Below are 13,594 nucleotides of genomic sequence, written 5' to 3'. Positions count from 1 at the left end.
ACCCGTCATGGCTGCATATGTGGACCCGGAGCCCGACTGGTGGGGCGCCGATCTGCTGGGCGCACCACCGGGCAGCGCCCTCTGGGCCCAGGCCGGGCATGGCGTCACCTATCACACACTGCGGACCCAGGTCGCCCAGATGCGTCGGCTCTTCGACGCCTATGGGATCCGTTCCGGACACACCGTGGCCCTGCAGGGCGCCCATAGCTTCAGCCAGCTGTGGGCCCTGTTCGCCCTGTGGTCCTGCGGCGCCCAGGTCATGCTCATGGGGCCGCATGTGCGCGGCAAGGAGCTGGCCCGCCAGCTGGACTGGTGCCGGCCGCAGTTCCACGTCTCCTTCGACGCGCCGGGCCACGGCAAGGAGACCTTCCACGATGAGTGCGAGGTGTTCGTCCGCCGCCTCCGCGGAGGCCGCCCCGCCGCCACCGATCACTGCTTGATCCAGTTCACCTCCGGCAGCACCGGGTTCGCCAAGGCCATCGGCCGGACCCCCGAGTCACTGCTGACCGAACTGGAGCGGTTCAAGGCCGTCGGCGGCATGCCCGAGCCGGGGTCCCGGGTCCTGGTCCTCGGACCGCTCGCGCACTCCTTCAGCCTGGTCGGCGGCGTGCTGTACGCGACGAGCACCCGGAGCACGATCCTGTTCGCCCCCCACTCGGGCCGCCGCACCGTCCTCCGCACGGCCATCCGGTCGGGGGCCGACACCCTCCTCGGGTCGCCCGGGCACTTCGCCGCTCTCACCCAGATCGACCGCCCCTTGCGGATACCTCGGCTACGGCTGGCGATCTCCGGCGGCGAGCAGATGGCCCACCAGGTGTACACCCGCTTCGCCGAGCGTCATCGGGTACGGATCGGGCAGGCCTACGGCACCACGGAAACCGGGATCATCGCCACGGACCCCACCGGCTGGTACGGACCCGACACCGTCGGGATGCCGGTGCCCGGCCTGGAACTGCGGCTGGTGGACGGGGAGTTGCAGGTGCGCCTCGACAGCTCTCCGTATCTGCCGCAAGGGGGCCCTCCCGGCCGCTTCCTTCCCGATGGTGAGCACACCCGGGCCGGCTGGCTGCGAACCCGTGACCTGGTGGAACAGGATCCGGCGAGCGGAGCGCTGCGCGTCCTCGGCCGTTTCGACCCGCTGGCCGACCGGCGTGCGCTCACGCGCGGTCTCGACCAGATGCTGCTCGCCGACCGCACCCTGGTCCGGCACTTCGAGCGGAATGGCGACCCCGTGGGCTGACAGAGTTACTCCGTGGTTACTTCTGCCTGATGTCCCGCTTAACGGTGCGCAACCCCCCGGGCGCATACGGTGTTCCTACCGTGACAGCACATTGCCGATGCAGCCAGGGAGAGCTTTTCGATGGAGTCCACCTTGACCGGCAAGACCGTTGTCATCACGGGCGCCGGCAGCGGGATCGGGCGCGCCACGGCGCACGCTTTCGCTGACCACGGGGCAAATGTGCTGGCCGTGGGGAGGACGTCCGAAAAGCTTCAGGCGACCGCGAAGGGGCGGCCGTCGATCAGGCCGATGGCGGTGGACATCAGCGAGCTGGGCGCTCCCCAGGCGATCATCTCGCAGGCGGCGACGGCCTTCGGCGGCATCGACATCCTGGTCAACAGCGCCAGCGTCTTCCGGCCGACCCACCTGGGCGTGATCGCTCCATCGGAGTTCGATCATTTCATCGCCGTGAATCTCCGGGCTCCCCTGCTGCTCACACAGGCCGCGCTGCCCTTTCTGGAGCATGCGGAAGGCACCGTGGTGAACATCAGCGCGGCCATCGGCCAGCACGGCTGGCCGGGCTTGTCCGTGTATGGCGCCACCAAGGCCGCGCTCGACTTCTTCACCCGCTCCTGGGCAAGCGAATTGGCCGGGAGCTGCATCCGGGTGGTCTCCGTGGCTCCGGGGCCGATCGAGACGCCGATCCTGAAAAACAACGCGCTTGATGATCGCGCGGTGATGACCGTCCACCAGACCCAGGAGCAGATACCGATGGGCCGGTTGGGCACGGCGGAAGAGATCGCATGGTGGATCCTGAACTTCACCGACCCCTTGGCCAGTTATGCGACGGGCGCCATCCTCGCCGTGGACGGCGGATACACCGTCGCCTGAAAAGAGCGGATCTTGGGAGGGCCGGAGAACCGGGCGTATCCGGGCGCGTCAGACCCCGTTGATCGGGGAGGAGTTGAGAATGCTGAATTGCACACGGCTTATCGTTTGGCCGGGCTCGATACCCAGCTCGGACACGAGCCCGGCGCGCAGCCGATGGAACACTTCGAGTGCCTGCGCCCGGCGCCCGGCCTTCTCCAAGGCGCGCATGTATTGGGAGTGCAACCCCTCATGATAGGGATACTCAGCGGTAAGGGCGGCGAGATCCGCGGTGACCTCCAAGTGGCGCCCGCTCCCGATCTTCGCTTCGGCCAGCGTCTCCAAGGCTCCCAGCCGGGACTCCTCGTACTGTCGCCGGCGGGATTCCAGCATCCTTCCGACGACGACATCAGCGAACGCCGACCCTCGCCAGATCCCCAGGGCTTCCCCCAGGCAGCTGACCCCGGCGGCAAGATCACCGTTCACCAGCGCCCTGCGTCCCGAGTCGACCAGCTCTTGATAGACGTGGTAGTCGAGCCTGGCGAACGACTCGCTGAACATGTAGCCGCCGGCATGAGTGGAGAGGGCCTCTTCGATGATGACCTTGATAGGAAGCCGGGTGGCCTGACTGAGAGCCTTCCGCGCCTGAAGTATGTAGGTCTGAACAACCCTCAGAGCGCTGGCCGGAGGGTTGTCACCCCATAATTCACGAACGAGCGTGGGCAGCGACACCACCTGATCGGGGTGAGCCACCAACATCGCCAGCACGGTACGAGGCTTGTGGGCCAACGTCAGGCTCTCGACCTCGCCGTCGCGAGTGATGCGCATCGCACCGAGAACCTGCACACTCTTTTCCCACGAATTTCCCATCCAAGCTCCCCCTGTCGTTGCATATAGTGCAATGCTTTTTCAGAGGCCTGCAATGGGCAGGCATTTGCCGCATCCCCTTAGCAAGGGACGGTACGACCGCCAAGTACATGTGTCAACCAACGTAGCCGATCATGGGCACCGCAACGCATTTTAGGATAAAAATCACCTGAATCGGTTTTTCTGGCACGCAACCGCTCCCACCAGGCCGGATAACCTGGCGAAGCCGTATTGGCAGACGGAAATCTACAGCATGAACTTCCGGGTCCCGGGAAGTGAATCGAGTCAAGGAGAACGAATCAGCCAGGTACGTACCCATTGCTTCACGGAGGATCGACAAAGGGAAAATATATATTTTACCTCTCCCGGAAGTAGGGGAACACTTAGAAATCCTGGCCGACGGCGATCGATCAATCAATGCGGATTTCTTTGGGAGAGCAGCCTCCATGGGCTGGCGCACAGCACCTCGGCGATCTCCGTGGCGCTGAGCTGTTCCGTGAGCCAGGCCAACGTGCCGAGGTAGGTCCGGCCCTCCTCATGCTGGGTCCAGGGCCAGTCGCTCCCCCACAGCGTCCTGGCCGGCCCGGCCGTCTCGAGCACGTGGTGCAGCATGGCCGACGCAGCGACGTGGGCCGATCGGTAGGGCGCGGACGCCTTCACCCACACATGATCGGCCGTCAGCAGCGAAACGAGCGCCTGTGCCCCGGGGTGGGTAAGGGTCGTGTCGAGCGGAAGGCCCAGGTGGTCGACGACCACCTTTCCCGGCCAGCGGAGCAGCCACGGCGACAGCGCGTCCCACTGCTCCGCGCGCGCCTGGACTTCCAGGTGCAGATCCCGGACCGCGAGCGCGCGGCCCAGGCGCTGCCACACGGCCTCGTCGAGAGGCGGGACCGGGCGTCCGACCAGGTTGAGGCGTATGCCGCACACGCCCGCCCGCGCGAGCCGGTCGAGTTCGTCCCGAGGGGTCCCGGGGTCGATCACGGCGACACCCCACAGCCGTTGGGGGGCCTTGCCCAGGGCGTCCAGCAGGTACGAATTGTCCGTGCCGAGGAAGCTCGGCTGCACCAGCACTCCGGCCGCCAGTCCATGAGCGTCCAGGAGTTCCAGGTACGCGTCCGGCGTCGCGTCGTAGTCCGGGGTGTAGCGACGAGTGGGGGCGAACCGCATCTCTCGTGTGAAGACGTGGGCGTGCGTATCGACGGCTCCGTCGGGAACGAGGGCAGGCTTGGTCGCAGTCACCTCAGAAGAATAGTCCTATGGAGGACTAGACGTCTGCCGGAAAGGGGGGCATGGTGTGGGGCATGCAGCCGATGTCGCCCGCCCCTGACGATGCCGTGAGCCCAGGTCAGGCCGCCCTCGCCAGGACGGATCCACGGCTTCCCCTGCACGCCCGCCTTCGTGAGGCGATCGCGGAACGTGTCCGGTCAGGAGAGTGGGCCCCGGATCAGCCCCTGCCGGCCGAGTCCACTCTGGTCGCCTACTACGACGTGTCCCTGGGCACCATCAGGCGGGCCTTCCGGGACCTGGTCGAGGAAGGGCTCCTGGAGCGGCGGCAGGGTTCGGGCACGTTCGTCCGGCGCGCTTCCCTGGCGGCTTCCCTCTTCCGGTTCTTCCGGTTCGGCAGCGCGGGGAGCGGATTCCCGCAGAGCCGCATCCTCTCCATCGCCCGTCAAGTGGGCACGCAGGCCATCACCTCCGCCCTGGACCTCGAAGCCGGCAGCGAAGTGCTGCATATGCACCGGCTGCGGCTGTACGAGGAGAAACCGGTCCTGGTCGAGGACATCTGGCTGCCGCTCCCCCTCTTCGAACCGATGGAGCGCATCGACCAGGACGACCTGGGGGACCTTCTCTACCCCCTCTACGAGCGCACGTGCGGGCAGATCGTCGCGGCCGCGACGGAGGAGCTGACCGTCGACGTGGCCACCGCGGGGGACGCCTTGCTCCTGCAGTGCGCCCGCCACGACCCCGTCGTCGTCATCGACCGCGTCGCCCGGTCCCACGACGCCACTCCGCTGGAATTCCGCCGCTCGCGCGGCCTGGCCCGCACCTTCCGCTACCGCATCGACCTGCACTGACGCTCGCCCACCGGCGCGGGCACTCCCGCACGAGAAAGAGCCGCCCATGTTCGCCTGGTACCGGGACACCGACACACCCCAACGAAGAGCCCTCTGGGCCGCGTTCGGAGGCTGGACGCTGGAAGCGGCCGATGCCCAGATGTTCGGGCTCGTCCTGCCCACCCTGATGGCCGCCTGGCGCTTGAGCACCGGCGCCGCCGGCGAGCTGGCCTCCGTCACGCTCATCTGCACGGCGATCGGCGGCTGGCTCGCCGGGTGGGCCTCGGACCGTTACGGCAGGGTCCGGGTCCTGCGGTGGACCATCCTCGTCTACTCCACGGCCACCGTGCTGATCGGCTTCACGACCGGCTATTCCCAGCTCCTGGTGTTGCGCAGCGTCCAGGGCTTCGGCTTCGGCGGCGAGTGGGCCGCGGGAGCGGTCCTGGTCAGCGAATACATGGGCACCCGCCACCGCGGCCGGGCGCTGGGCACGGTGCAGAGCGGCTGGGCCGTGGGCTGGGGCGTCGCCCTGGCCGCCTACACGTTCCTGTTCACGGCCATCCCCGAGCAGTGGGCCTGGCGTTCGATGTTCTGGCTGGCCGCGCTGCCCGCCGTCCTCGTCATCGTCATCCGCCGCAAGGTCACCGACCCGCCGATCTATCAGCAGCGGGTGGCCACGTCCGGGAACCGGGTCTCGCTGCTGCGCATCTTCCGGCCCGACCTGCTGCGGGTCACCCTTCTCGGTGCCCTGCTCGGTCTCGGCAGCCACGGCGGCTACTACGCCCTGACCACCTTTCTGCCGACGTACTTGCGCGCCGAGCATCATCTGTCCGTGCTCGAGACCAGCGGTTACCTGGCCGTGTTCATCGCCGCCGCGTTCTTCGGATACGTCGCCTCCGGCTACCTCGCCGACCGCATCGGCCGCCGCCGCAACATCGTCTTCTTCGCGGCGATGTGCCTGATCGCCGTCGTCGGCTATCTCTTCGTGCCGATCACCGACACGCAGATGTTCTTCCTCGGCGTCCCTCTCGGCTTCTTCTCCGCGGGCATTCCCGCCGGCCTCGGCTCGCTCTTCGCCGAGCTGTATCCCACGGCCGTTCGCGGTACCGGGCAGAGCTTCTGCTACAACTTCGGCCGTATCGTCGCGGCCGCCTTCCCCGCCCTCGTCGGCTACCTCGGCGACCGGATCGGGGTGGGCCCCAGTATCGGCCTGTTCGCCGGCACGGCTTACGGCATCGCCGTACTGGCCGCTCTCCTGCTCCCCGAGACCTCTCATCGGGAACTCGATCGTCCGGCAGCGCCCCGTCCGCACGACGAGCAGGCCCCACAACCCACCCGGGTCTGAACCACCCCCGGCCCGCTGACGGCCGGACATCGAAAGGCACTCCCCGTATGACCGCCCACGCCTGGTTTCTGCTGCTCACCCTCATGGTGGGGTTCTCCGTGTTGATCTATTTGATCAACTCCCGGCTGCGCGTCCATCCGTTCGTCGCGCTCATCGTGGTCGCCGTCGGCACCGGGCTCGCGGCCGGTGAACCCGTCGCCAAGCTGACGGAGTCCATCGAGGAAGGGGCCGGGAGCACACTCGGCGACGTGGGCCTCACCCTCGCGCTGGGTGCCATGCTCGGACGGCTGCTGTCCGACTCCGGGGCCACCGACGCCATCGCGCACGCCATCGTCGACCGGTCCAGCACGCGGCGGCTCCCGTGGCTCGTCGTCGCCGCCGCCTTCGTCATCGGCATCCCGATGTTCTTCGAGATCGGGCTCATCGTGCTCCTGCCGCTGATCTTCAGCGTGGCCCGCAGGCTGGAAGACCGGGGCGGCACGAACGGCTCTCCGTACGTCCTGCTCGGGGTGCCCGCCATCGCCGCGCTGTGCACCCTGCACGGCATGCTTCCTCCCCACCCCGGCCCGCTGACCGCCATGACCGGCCTCCACGCCGACCTCGGCCTCACCCTCGCCGTCGGCATCGTCTGCGCCATCCCCACCGTGATCGTGGCCGGCCCCGTCTACGCCCGCTGGATCGCGCCCCGGCTGGCCGACGTACGCCCGGATGCCACGCTCGTGGCCCAGTTCACCGGCACCGGCCGGCCCGCCGGGTCCGAGGCGGCGCCGACCGTCCCGCCGGCCGGTCCGGGGGCCCAACTGCGCGACGACATACGGCCCCGCGCCGGCATACCCACCGGGCTGGCCGTCGCCTCCGTACTCGTTCCCGTCGCGCTCATGCTGCTGCGCGCCCTGGCCGAAACCGTGCTCGACGAGTCCAGCCCGCTGCGCTCCGCCCTCACCTTCGCGGGGGAACCCCTGGTGGCGATGCTCGGCGGTTTCCTCTTCGCCCTGGGCGTGACCCTCTTCCACCAGGACCGCCCCGGCGACGAGACCCGCACCTCGCTGAACGACAGCCTCAAATCCGTGGCCTCCATCCTGCTCATCATCGGCGGCGGAGGCGCGTTCAACCAGGTCCTCCAGGATGCCGGCATCGGTGACGCCATCGCCTCCGCGGCCAAGGGTGCCCACGTCAACGTGATCGTGCTGGGCTGGCTGATCGCCCTGCTGCTGTCCCTGACCACCGGATCGGCCACCGTCGGGATCGTCTCCGCCACCGGCATCGTCGCTCCGCTGATCGGCACCGGCGGCGGCCTGGAGGCCTCCCTGCTCGTGGTCGCCATCGGCGCCGGTTCCCTCGGCCTCAACTACGTCAACCACGCCGGGTTCTGGCTGGTCAAGGAGTCCTTCGGCATGAACCTCACCCAGGCCGCCAAGACACAGACAGCCGTGCAGACACTCGTCAGCGTGCTCGGCCTGGGGATGGCGCTGCTCCTGTCGGTCCTCGCCTGAGACCTGAAGACCTGGGAGAAGGCACCCGGCGCAGGTTGATCGCCGTGGAAAGCATTCCTGTCATGAGCATTGTGGCATGCCTGGTGTGCCTGGTGTGCCTGGTACTTCCCATGACCTCTTGGAGCGCATCGACGACCGCCCCTTCGAGCAGCACCGACGAGGCGGGTCTGCGCATCCGCGAGCGGTTGCCGTCGGGCACCCTTCCGCCCGGAACCCAGCTGTCGGAACGGCAGTTGGCGACGGAGCTGGGCATGAGCCGCACCCCGGTGCGGGAGGCGCTCACCCGGCTGGAGCGGGACGGCCTGGTGATGCGCGGACGAGGCGGCGCCGGCGCCTTCGTCAACCTGGCCGGTTACCTCATCACCTCCGTACGCGCCGACCTCTCCAGCCGCGCCTCCGGGCTGTTCATCACCGCGATTTACGTCCCGGCCGCGTTTGCCGGCTATCTCCTCGGTCAACTCGCCGGGTACACCGGCTGGCGGACGGCCGGCCTGCTGCAACTCTCCGCGCTGTCCGTCCTTGCCGGGCTGCTGTGCGCCTTCGGCCTGCGGCCGGAGAGATTCAGCCGCCCGGCCGCCACCGCCGCCTCGGCCGGCCCCGCACCACACGAACCCGCCCACCCCGACCTTCAGGAGTCCGACCATGGCCAGGCAGTACATCACCGCTGGGGCGGACCCCGATGAGATGCCCTTCTCCCCCGCCATCGTCACCGAGGGAGGCCGGGATGTATGGCTGTCCGGCGCGACCGCCTACCCATTGGTCCACAAGCACCCACACGACCCGGAAGAACTCCGCGTACCCGACGGCATCGCCGACCAGACCCGGGCCTGCCTGACGAACCTCCGGACGGCGCTCGAAGCGGCCGGGGGGACGATCAACGACATCGTCGAAGTCACCATCTACAACACCGACATGAACGCGCAGGACGAGGTCAACGCGGTCTACACGGCCTTCTTCGGCGATCACCGGCCCACCCGGACCCACATCGGCGTCAACGCGCTGGTCGGCCCCGCCCTGAAGATCGAAATCAGCGCCCACGCCGTACTCGACGGCTGACGGCGGTCGACGATGTGCCCCGCTGATTCCGGCTGGCGGAACGAGGGGTGCGGGCCACACCCCGCGCCATCGTGGCCGCACGGCCCAAGTAACGGGCGGGGTCGCACAGTTCGCCGATCCGTCGGCGCCGAGCTGGTTCATCAGCTCGGCGTGGTCGCGGAGTCCGTCCCAGATACACCTGCGCCCAGGACACGACCTCATCGGGGCTCCCGGGGTCCCGCCGGGTGGAGGTGATGCACACCTGCCTGGCTCCCTCGGCCGGGCCGGTGACGGCGGAGAGCGCGGCGTCCACCGTCACCGGCTCCACCGACACGAGGCTGCGCACGGCGGCCTCGCCGTATTGCGTCAGATGCCCGGCGCTCCCCCACTGCGTGGTGAACGCGGCCACCGGTGTCGCACGTTCCACCCGGGTACCCGTCCCCGGATGCCAGGAGATGAGACCGGCCACCTCCAGACGCTGCAGCGCCCGCCGCAGCGTTTCCCGCGAGACGCCGTACTCGGCCACCAGCTCGGGCTCGGTGGGCAGCAGCCCACCCACGACCCACCGTCCGGCGGCGATCTTCCTCATGAGGTCGCCGGAGATCGCCACGTACCGCGGCTCATCCACAACGAACTCCTTGCCTGTCCCGGACCCCGATCACCGGAAGTCCTAGAACACCGGCCGCGGGCATCGAGGGGGCGCCGGGGCTGCGCGGGTACGAGGACACCGGCTTCGACATGTTCTCCACGATGCGCACCGCCTTCTTCGTGCAACGTGGCCTGGACGGCGGCCTGCACTCCCGGGACCTGCTGGAGTTCGCCGTCACGGCAGCCGCCGGTATCGCGCTCGACGGCGCACCGTCAGTGGTGTTCCAGGCGGTGGGCGTCGGCCTCCAGCGCCGCGCGGTCCCAGTGGGCCAGTTCGGCGGTTGCCGCGTAGGTGGTGTGCAGGAATTCGCTCAGGGCCCGGTCCGGGTCGGGGGCGGTGGCGACCGCCTCGTAGGGCAGCACGAATTCGCCGAATTCCCGCTGGTAGGACGCGGCGGCGGGGCGGACCGGGCAGTCGGCGAGGCCGGCCGGCTCGGGGTAGGCGTAGGCGTAGAATGCGCCCTCCTCGCCGCCGCCGGGCCAGAAGCCGCAGCTGGACAGCTCGTCGGAGTAGGCCTCCCTGGTCACCCAGTCCGGCAGGTTGGGCATGCCGTCGGGGGGATGCGGTGGTGCGGGACGGCCGGAGAAGCGGGTGGTGGCCAGGTCCATGGAACCCCAGAAGAAGTGCACGGGGCTGGCCTTGCCGACGAATACGGACCGGAACTCCTCGAAGGCCCGGTTCGCCCGCGTGAGCTGGCCCCAGAAGAGGTGCGCGGCGTGCGGGTCGTACGTCGCGTGGCGGTGGTCCTCCGCGAACGGGATCGCCGGGTCCACCTCGTTCGGGCGTGGGTGGATGCGGGTCTGGATGCCGAGTTCTCCCAGGGCGCCCATGACCTCGGCGTAGAACTGGGACACCGGTTTGGACTCCAGCGCCAGCTCGCGGCGGCTCCCGTCGCTGACGCGCAGGCGCAGCCGGTGGTCGATGAAGTCGAATTCGATGTCGAACATGCCGGTCCGGTACGGGATGGCGGACGTGCTCAGCCCTCGCGGCGTGACGTACAGGGTGACCTGCCACCAGTGGTTGGCCAGTGGCGCATGGGCCAGCCGGACCTTGCCGACGATCTGGGTCCACATGTGGAGGGTGTCCCGGGCCTCGGCCCAGTCCGCCACGCGGAGCCGTGGCCAGGCACCGGACCGTCGTGTCGTCTGCTCGGCCATCTCGCCTCCCGCCGCGTCGGCGACTCGCAGTCGGGGCACTCGAGTACCCGTGTCCCGGCGAGTGAAAAACCGCCCCGGCGCCACGCGACAAAAGCGCAGGTCAGGGCCCGGATCATGGGGGCTGCTGGACAGCGGTCGTACGAGGGTCCCGGCGTCCCGGTGATCCGGCCTTGATGCAAGGCGATCTGCTGGGCGACCAGCGTCAGGCCGAGCCCGGAACCGGTGCCGCGGAGGCGCGTACGGACACCTCGGCCTCCGGGTGTGCGCGGCGCAGGTCGGTGGCCGGGTCCTCCACCAGCTCGACCAGGTCCACGGGGGTGAACGAATCCGCCTCGCCCAGGTCGCCAACAGCCCGAGCAGGCGGGTGTGTTCACGCTCCAGGTCCTCCAGCACCTGGGACGGCGCGCCACTGGGGGCGCGGGTCCAGATCGCCGACCGGGCGCCCGAGGCGGTCGGCGATGATCGAGCGCGCGAATGTGCGGACCTGCCCGGTACAGCGCGAACGTCTCGTGGGGAGATCTGTTTCGGGGATGAGGGGTTCGTCTACGCTGTCGCTCGCTCGAACGGCGAGAAACGGGGTGACGGGGAGCATGTCCCGACCGAACCATGGTCGACCGGCAGTACCACCCGTTGGTGAGGGGCAGCGAACGGGGTGGCCGACGACTCCGCCACCCCACCGCCCGCTGGGGGCCGCGGATCCTGCCCAGGCCGGCCGGTACCGGCTGGAGGCGGTGTTGGGCGCGGGCGGGATGGGCCGCGTCTACCTGGGACGTACGCCCGCCGGCAGCGCGGTGGCGGTCAAGGTCGTACACCGCGAATACGCGGCCGATCCGTCGTTCCGCAAACGCTTCGAGCAGGAAGTGGCCGCGGCCCGGCGGGTCCAGGGGCTCTACACCGTGCCGGTCGTCGACGCGGATCTGCGGGCCGATGAACCCTGGCTGGCCACGGCCTACGTTCCCGGGCCGTCGCTGCAGCACGCGGTCGCCGAGAGTGGGCCGTTGGCGGCCGACGCGGCACTCGGGCTGATCGCCAGGGTGGCCGAGGCGTTGCAGTCCATCCATGCCGCCGATGTGATCCACCGCGACCTGAAGCCCTCCAACATCATCCTCACCGCCGACGGGCCCAAGGTCATCGACTTCGGCATCGCCCGGGCCGCGGATGTGACCAGCGTGACCGCCACCGGGATGCGCACCGGAACGCCCGCCTACATGGCGCCCGAATACATCAGGGGGCAGAGCGTCACCGAAGCCGGAGACGTGTTCGCCCTCGGAGTCGTCGCCCACTTCGCCGCCACCGGACGGCTCGCCTTCGGCGGCGGCACCGATCACGGTGTGGTCTACCGCATCCTGGAACAGGCCCCCGACCTCGACGGCTGCCCCGAGCCCATCCGGACCATCGCCGCCGGATGCCTGGAGAAGGCCCCGGAGCGGCGGCCGACCACCACCGAGATCATCGAGCAGTGCCGCCGCGACTCCACGCCGGACATCGCCGACGTCCACACACGCACCGCCGTGTCCCCGGCAGAAGGCGAGCTCGCCACACTCAGCCCGCCCGTGGCACCGGGCGCGCCCGACGCCGACACCCACACCGCCCCGGCGCCGCGCGGGTCCGAGCCCGTCGCACCCGGCCCACCCCCTACGGCACCCGGCTCGCCGGACGTCCGGACACCGCCGGCGCCTGCCGCGGTCGGCCACGACCCGGAACCGGCCGACGCGTCCGACGAACCCATGGTTCCGCCGGTCATAGGCGTCCTGCCGTACTCCCCCACCGCACCGGCCTCGGGATTCGCCCTCCTGGCGGGCGGAATCGGGCTCCTCACCCTCGTCATCGTCCTGATCATCGTCCTCCTTCCCCCGTCCGCTCCCTCGCGCCCCAAGCTTGCCTATCGCTCGTACGAGCCCACGGCCTCCCTCTCCCCCACCGGCCGGTCCAGGACGGCCGAAGGCATGGCGTTCAGCCCGGACGGCAAGACGCTGGCCACCGGCAACTTCGAGGGCACGGTCTGGCTATGGGATGTCGCCCGCCGCAAGCAAAAAACCTCCTTCACCCAACGCGACGGCATCGGCCAGGCGTACGACTTCCGGACCCGCGACGTGGTGTTCAGCCCCAACGGCAAGCTCCTCGCCGCCACCAACCAGATCGGCGCGCTGACCCTGTGGGATGTGGCCAAGCACCGGCAGCTTCGTTCCCTCGACGGCACCGACGGCGGCGAAAGCGTGGCGTTCAGTCCGGATGGCAAGCTGTTCGCCACCGGCGATGGGCCCGGCTCGGTGATGCTGCGGGATGCGGGCAGCCGCATGGGCAAGCTGCTCGCCTACTGGAACCAGGAGGCGGATGTGACGGCGGTGGCCTTCAGCCCGGACGGCAAGACGTTGGCTTCCGCGGGCGACGACTCCGACAGCAACCTCACGCCGCAACACTCGGTGCGGCTGTGGAACGTGGCGGACCGCGCCCCGGATCCCTACGGCCAGGACGACGCACGGGCCACCCTCGAGCACACTTCGGGAGTCCGGAGTCTGGCCTTCAGTCCGGACGGCCGGACGCTCGCCACCGGCAGCCTTGACGGCAAGGTGCGGCTGTGGGACGTGAAGACCGGCCGCCAACGGGCAACCTTCGGCGACAGCTACGTCTCATCGGTCGAGCACCTGGCGTTCAGCCCGGACGGCCGGACGCTCGCCACCAACGCCGACGTCGGACTGTTGCTGTGGAACGTGGCCGGCCGTAAGCCCCGCGCCATCCTGACGAATGACGCGCAGGGGTCGAATGTCAAGATCAACGAGGTGGCCTTCAGCCCGGACGGCAAACTCATCGCGGGCAACGACGGCAAGCACCGCGCGGTGCGCCTGTGGAAGAACCCCCGCTAGAGCGCGCCTTGTGATGTCGGAGCAATGGCCGGGGCCGGTCCGGG

Annotated in this window: 12 protein-coding genes; 8 read left to right on the top strand and 4 right to left on the bottom strand. The window is 69.3% G+C overall.

The window, feature by feature from the left end; translation table 11 throughout:
* Positions 1-7: 7 nt before the first annotated feature.
* Positions 8-1,240 carry a class I adenylate-forming enzyme family protein gene (locus ACH4SI_RS01340; RefSeq protein ID WP_398291259.1) on the top strand — a complete coding sequence of 411 codons (1,233 nt, stop codon included), beginning with the start codon at positions 8-10 and terminating at the stop codon, positions 1,238-1,240.
* A 132-nt stretch (positions 1,241-1,372) separates the two neighbouring features.
* Entirely contained in the window at positions 1,373-2,110 is a 738-nt protein-coding gene (locus tag ACH4SI_RS01335) for an SDR family NAD(P)-dependent oxidoreductase (protein ID WP_398291257.1), read from the top strand.
* Positions 2,111-2,158: 48 nt separating this feature from the next.
* On the opposite strand, the gene ACH4SI_RS01330 is transcribed toward ACH4SI_RS01335, so the two are convergent.
* Complete coding sequence (locus tag ACH4SI_RS01330) at positions 2,159-2,956, bottom strand: BTAD domain-containing putative transcriptional regulator (protein WP_398291255.1); 798 nt, start codon at positions 2,954-2,956, stop codon at positions 2,159-2,161.
* A gap of 411 nt (positions 2,957-3,367) precedes the next feature.
* Entirely contained in the window at positions 3,368-4,192 is an 825-nt protein-coding gene (locus ACH4SI_RS01325; RefSeq protein WP_398291253.1) for an amidohydrolase family protein, read from the bottom strand.
* A 95-nt stretch (positions 4,193-4,287) separates the two neighbouring features.
* Here ACH4SI_RS01325 and ACH4SI_RS01320 point away from each other — a divergent pair, with 95 nt between their 5' ends.
* The 5 genes from ACH4SI_RS01320 (at position 4,288) to ACH4SI_RS01300 (ending at position 8,901) form a co-directional block, all read left to right on the top strand.
* On the top strand, positions 4,288-5,028 hold the full coding sequence (locus ACH4SI_RS01320; RefSeq protein WP_398291251.1) for a GntR family transcriptional regulator: 741 nt from the start codon (positions 4,288-4,290) through the stop codon (positions 5,026-5,028).
* A 46-nt stretch (positions 5,029-5,074) separates the two neighbouring features.
* Entirely contained in the window at positions 5,075-6,352 is a 1,278-nt protein-coding gene (locus tag ACH4SI_RS01315; protein ID WP_398291249.1) for an MFS transporter, read from the top strand.
* Between the two features lie 47 nt (positions 6,353-6,399).
* Positions 6,400-7,845 carry a GntP family permease gene (locus ACH4SI_RS01310; protein ID WP_398291247.1) on the top strand — a complete coding sequence of 482 codons (1,446 nt, stop codon included), beginning with the start codon at positions 6,400-6,402 and terminating at the stop codon, positions 7,843-7,845.
* A gap of 62 nt (positions 7,846-7,907) precedes the next feature.
* Positions 7,908-8,528, top strand: coding sequence for a GntR family transcriptional regulator (locus tag ACH4SI_RS01305; RefSeq protein ID WP_398291245.1), 621 nt, complete (start codon positions 7,908-7,910; stop codon positions 8,526-8,528).
* A complete protein-coding gene (locus ACH4SI_RS01300; RefSeq protein ID WP_398291243.1) occupies positions 8,488-8,901 on the top strand; it encodes a RidA family protein in 414 nt (137 codons plus the stop codon). The genes ACH4SI_RS01305 and ACH4SI_RS01300 overlap by 41 nt, the downstream gene beginning before the upstream one ends.
* Here the strand turns inward: ACH4SI_RS01300 and ACH4SI_RS01295 are convergent.
* Complete coding sequence (locus tag ACH4SI_RS01295) at positions 8,873-9,508, bottom strand: GntR family transcriptional regulator (RefSeq protein ID WP_398291241.1); 636 nt, start codon at positions 9,506-9,508, stop codon at positions 8,873-8,875. The genes ACH4SI_RS01300 and ACH4SI_RS01295 overlap by 29 nt on opposite strands.
* A gap of 233 nt (positions 9,509-9,741) precedes the next feature.
* Entirely contained in the window at positions 9,742-10,686 is a 945-nt protein-coding gene (locus ACH4SI_RS01290; protein ID WP_398292296.1) for a DUF5996 family protein, read from the bottom strand.
* Between the two features lie 590 nt (positions 10,687-11,276).
* On the opposite strand from ACH4SI_RS01290, the gene ACH4SI_RS01285 reads away from it, so the two are divergent.
* Positions 11,277-13,550, top strand: a complete 2,274-nt coding sequence (locus ACH4SI_RS01285) for a WD40 repeat domain-containing serine/threonine protein kinase (RefSeq protein ID WP_398291239.1) — start codon at positions 11,277-11,279, stop codon at positions 13,548-13,550.
* The last annotated feature ends 44 nt before the right edge of the window (positions 13,551-13,594 follow it).

The organism is Streptomyces sp. NPDC021212 (genome assembly GCF_044332925.1).
Lineage (GTDB): Bacteria > Actinomycetota > Actinomycetes > Streptomycetales > Streptomycetaceae > Streptomyces.
This window is presented reverse-complemented; position numbering and strand designations above follow the sequence as displayed.

Coding starts and splice junctions, on each gene's coding strand:
- ACH4SI_RS01315 (WP_398291249.1), top strand. CDS start 5,075: ATGTTCGCCTGGTACCGGGACACCGACACACCCCAACGAAGAGCCCTC.
- ACH4SI_RS01305 (WP_398291245.1), top strand. CDS start 7,908: ATGAGCATTGTGGCATGCCTGGTGTGCCTGGTGTGCCTGGTACTTCCC.
- ACH4SI_RS01310 (WP_398291247.1), top strand. CDS start 6,400: ATGACCGCCCACGCCTGGTTTCTGCTGCTCACCCTCATGGTGGGGTTC.
- ACH4SI_RS01330 (WP_398291255.1), bottom strand. CDS start 2,956: ATGGGAAATTCGTGGGAAAAGAGTGTGCAGGTTCTCGGTGCGATGCGC.
- ACH4SI_RS01290 (WP_398292296.1), bottom strand. CDS start 10,686: ATGGCCGAGCAGACGACACGACGGTCCGGTGCCTGGCCACGGCTCCGC.
- ACH4SI_RS01300 (WP_398291243.1), top strand. CDS start 8,488: ATGGCCAGGCAGTACATCACCGCTGGGGCGGACCCCGATGAGATGCCC.
- ACH4SI_RS01340 (WP_398291259.1), top strand. CDS start 8: ATGGCTGCATATGTGGACCCGGAGCCCGACTGGTGGGGCGCCGATCTG.
- ACH4SI_RS01285 (WP_398291239.1), top strand. CDS start 11,277: ATGTCCCGACCGAACCATGGTCGACCGGCAGTACCACCCGTTGGTGAG.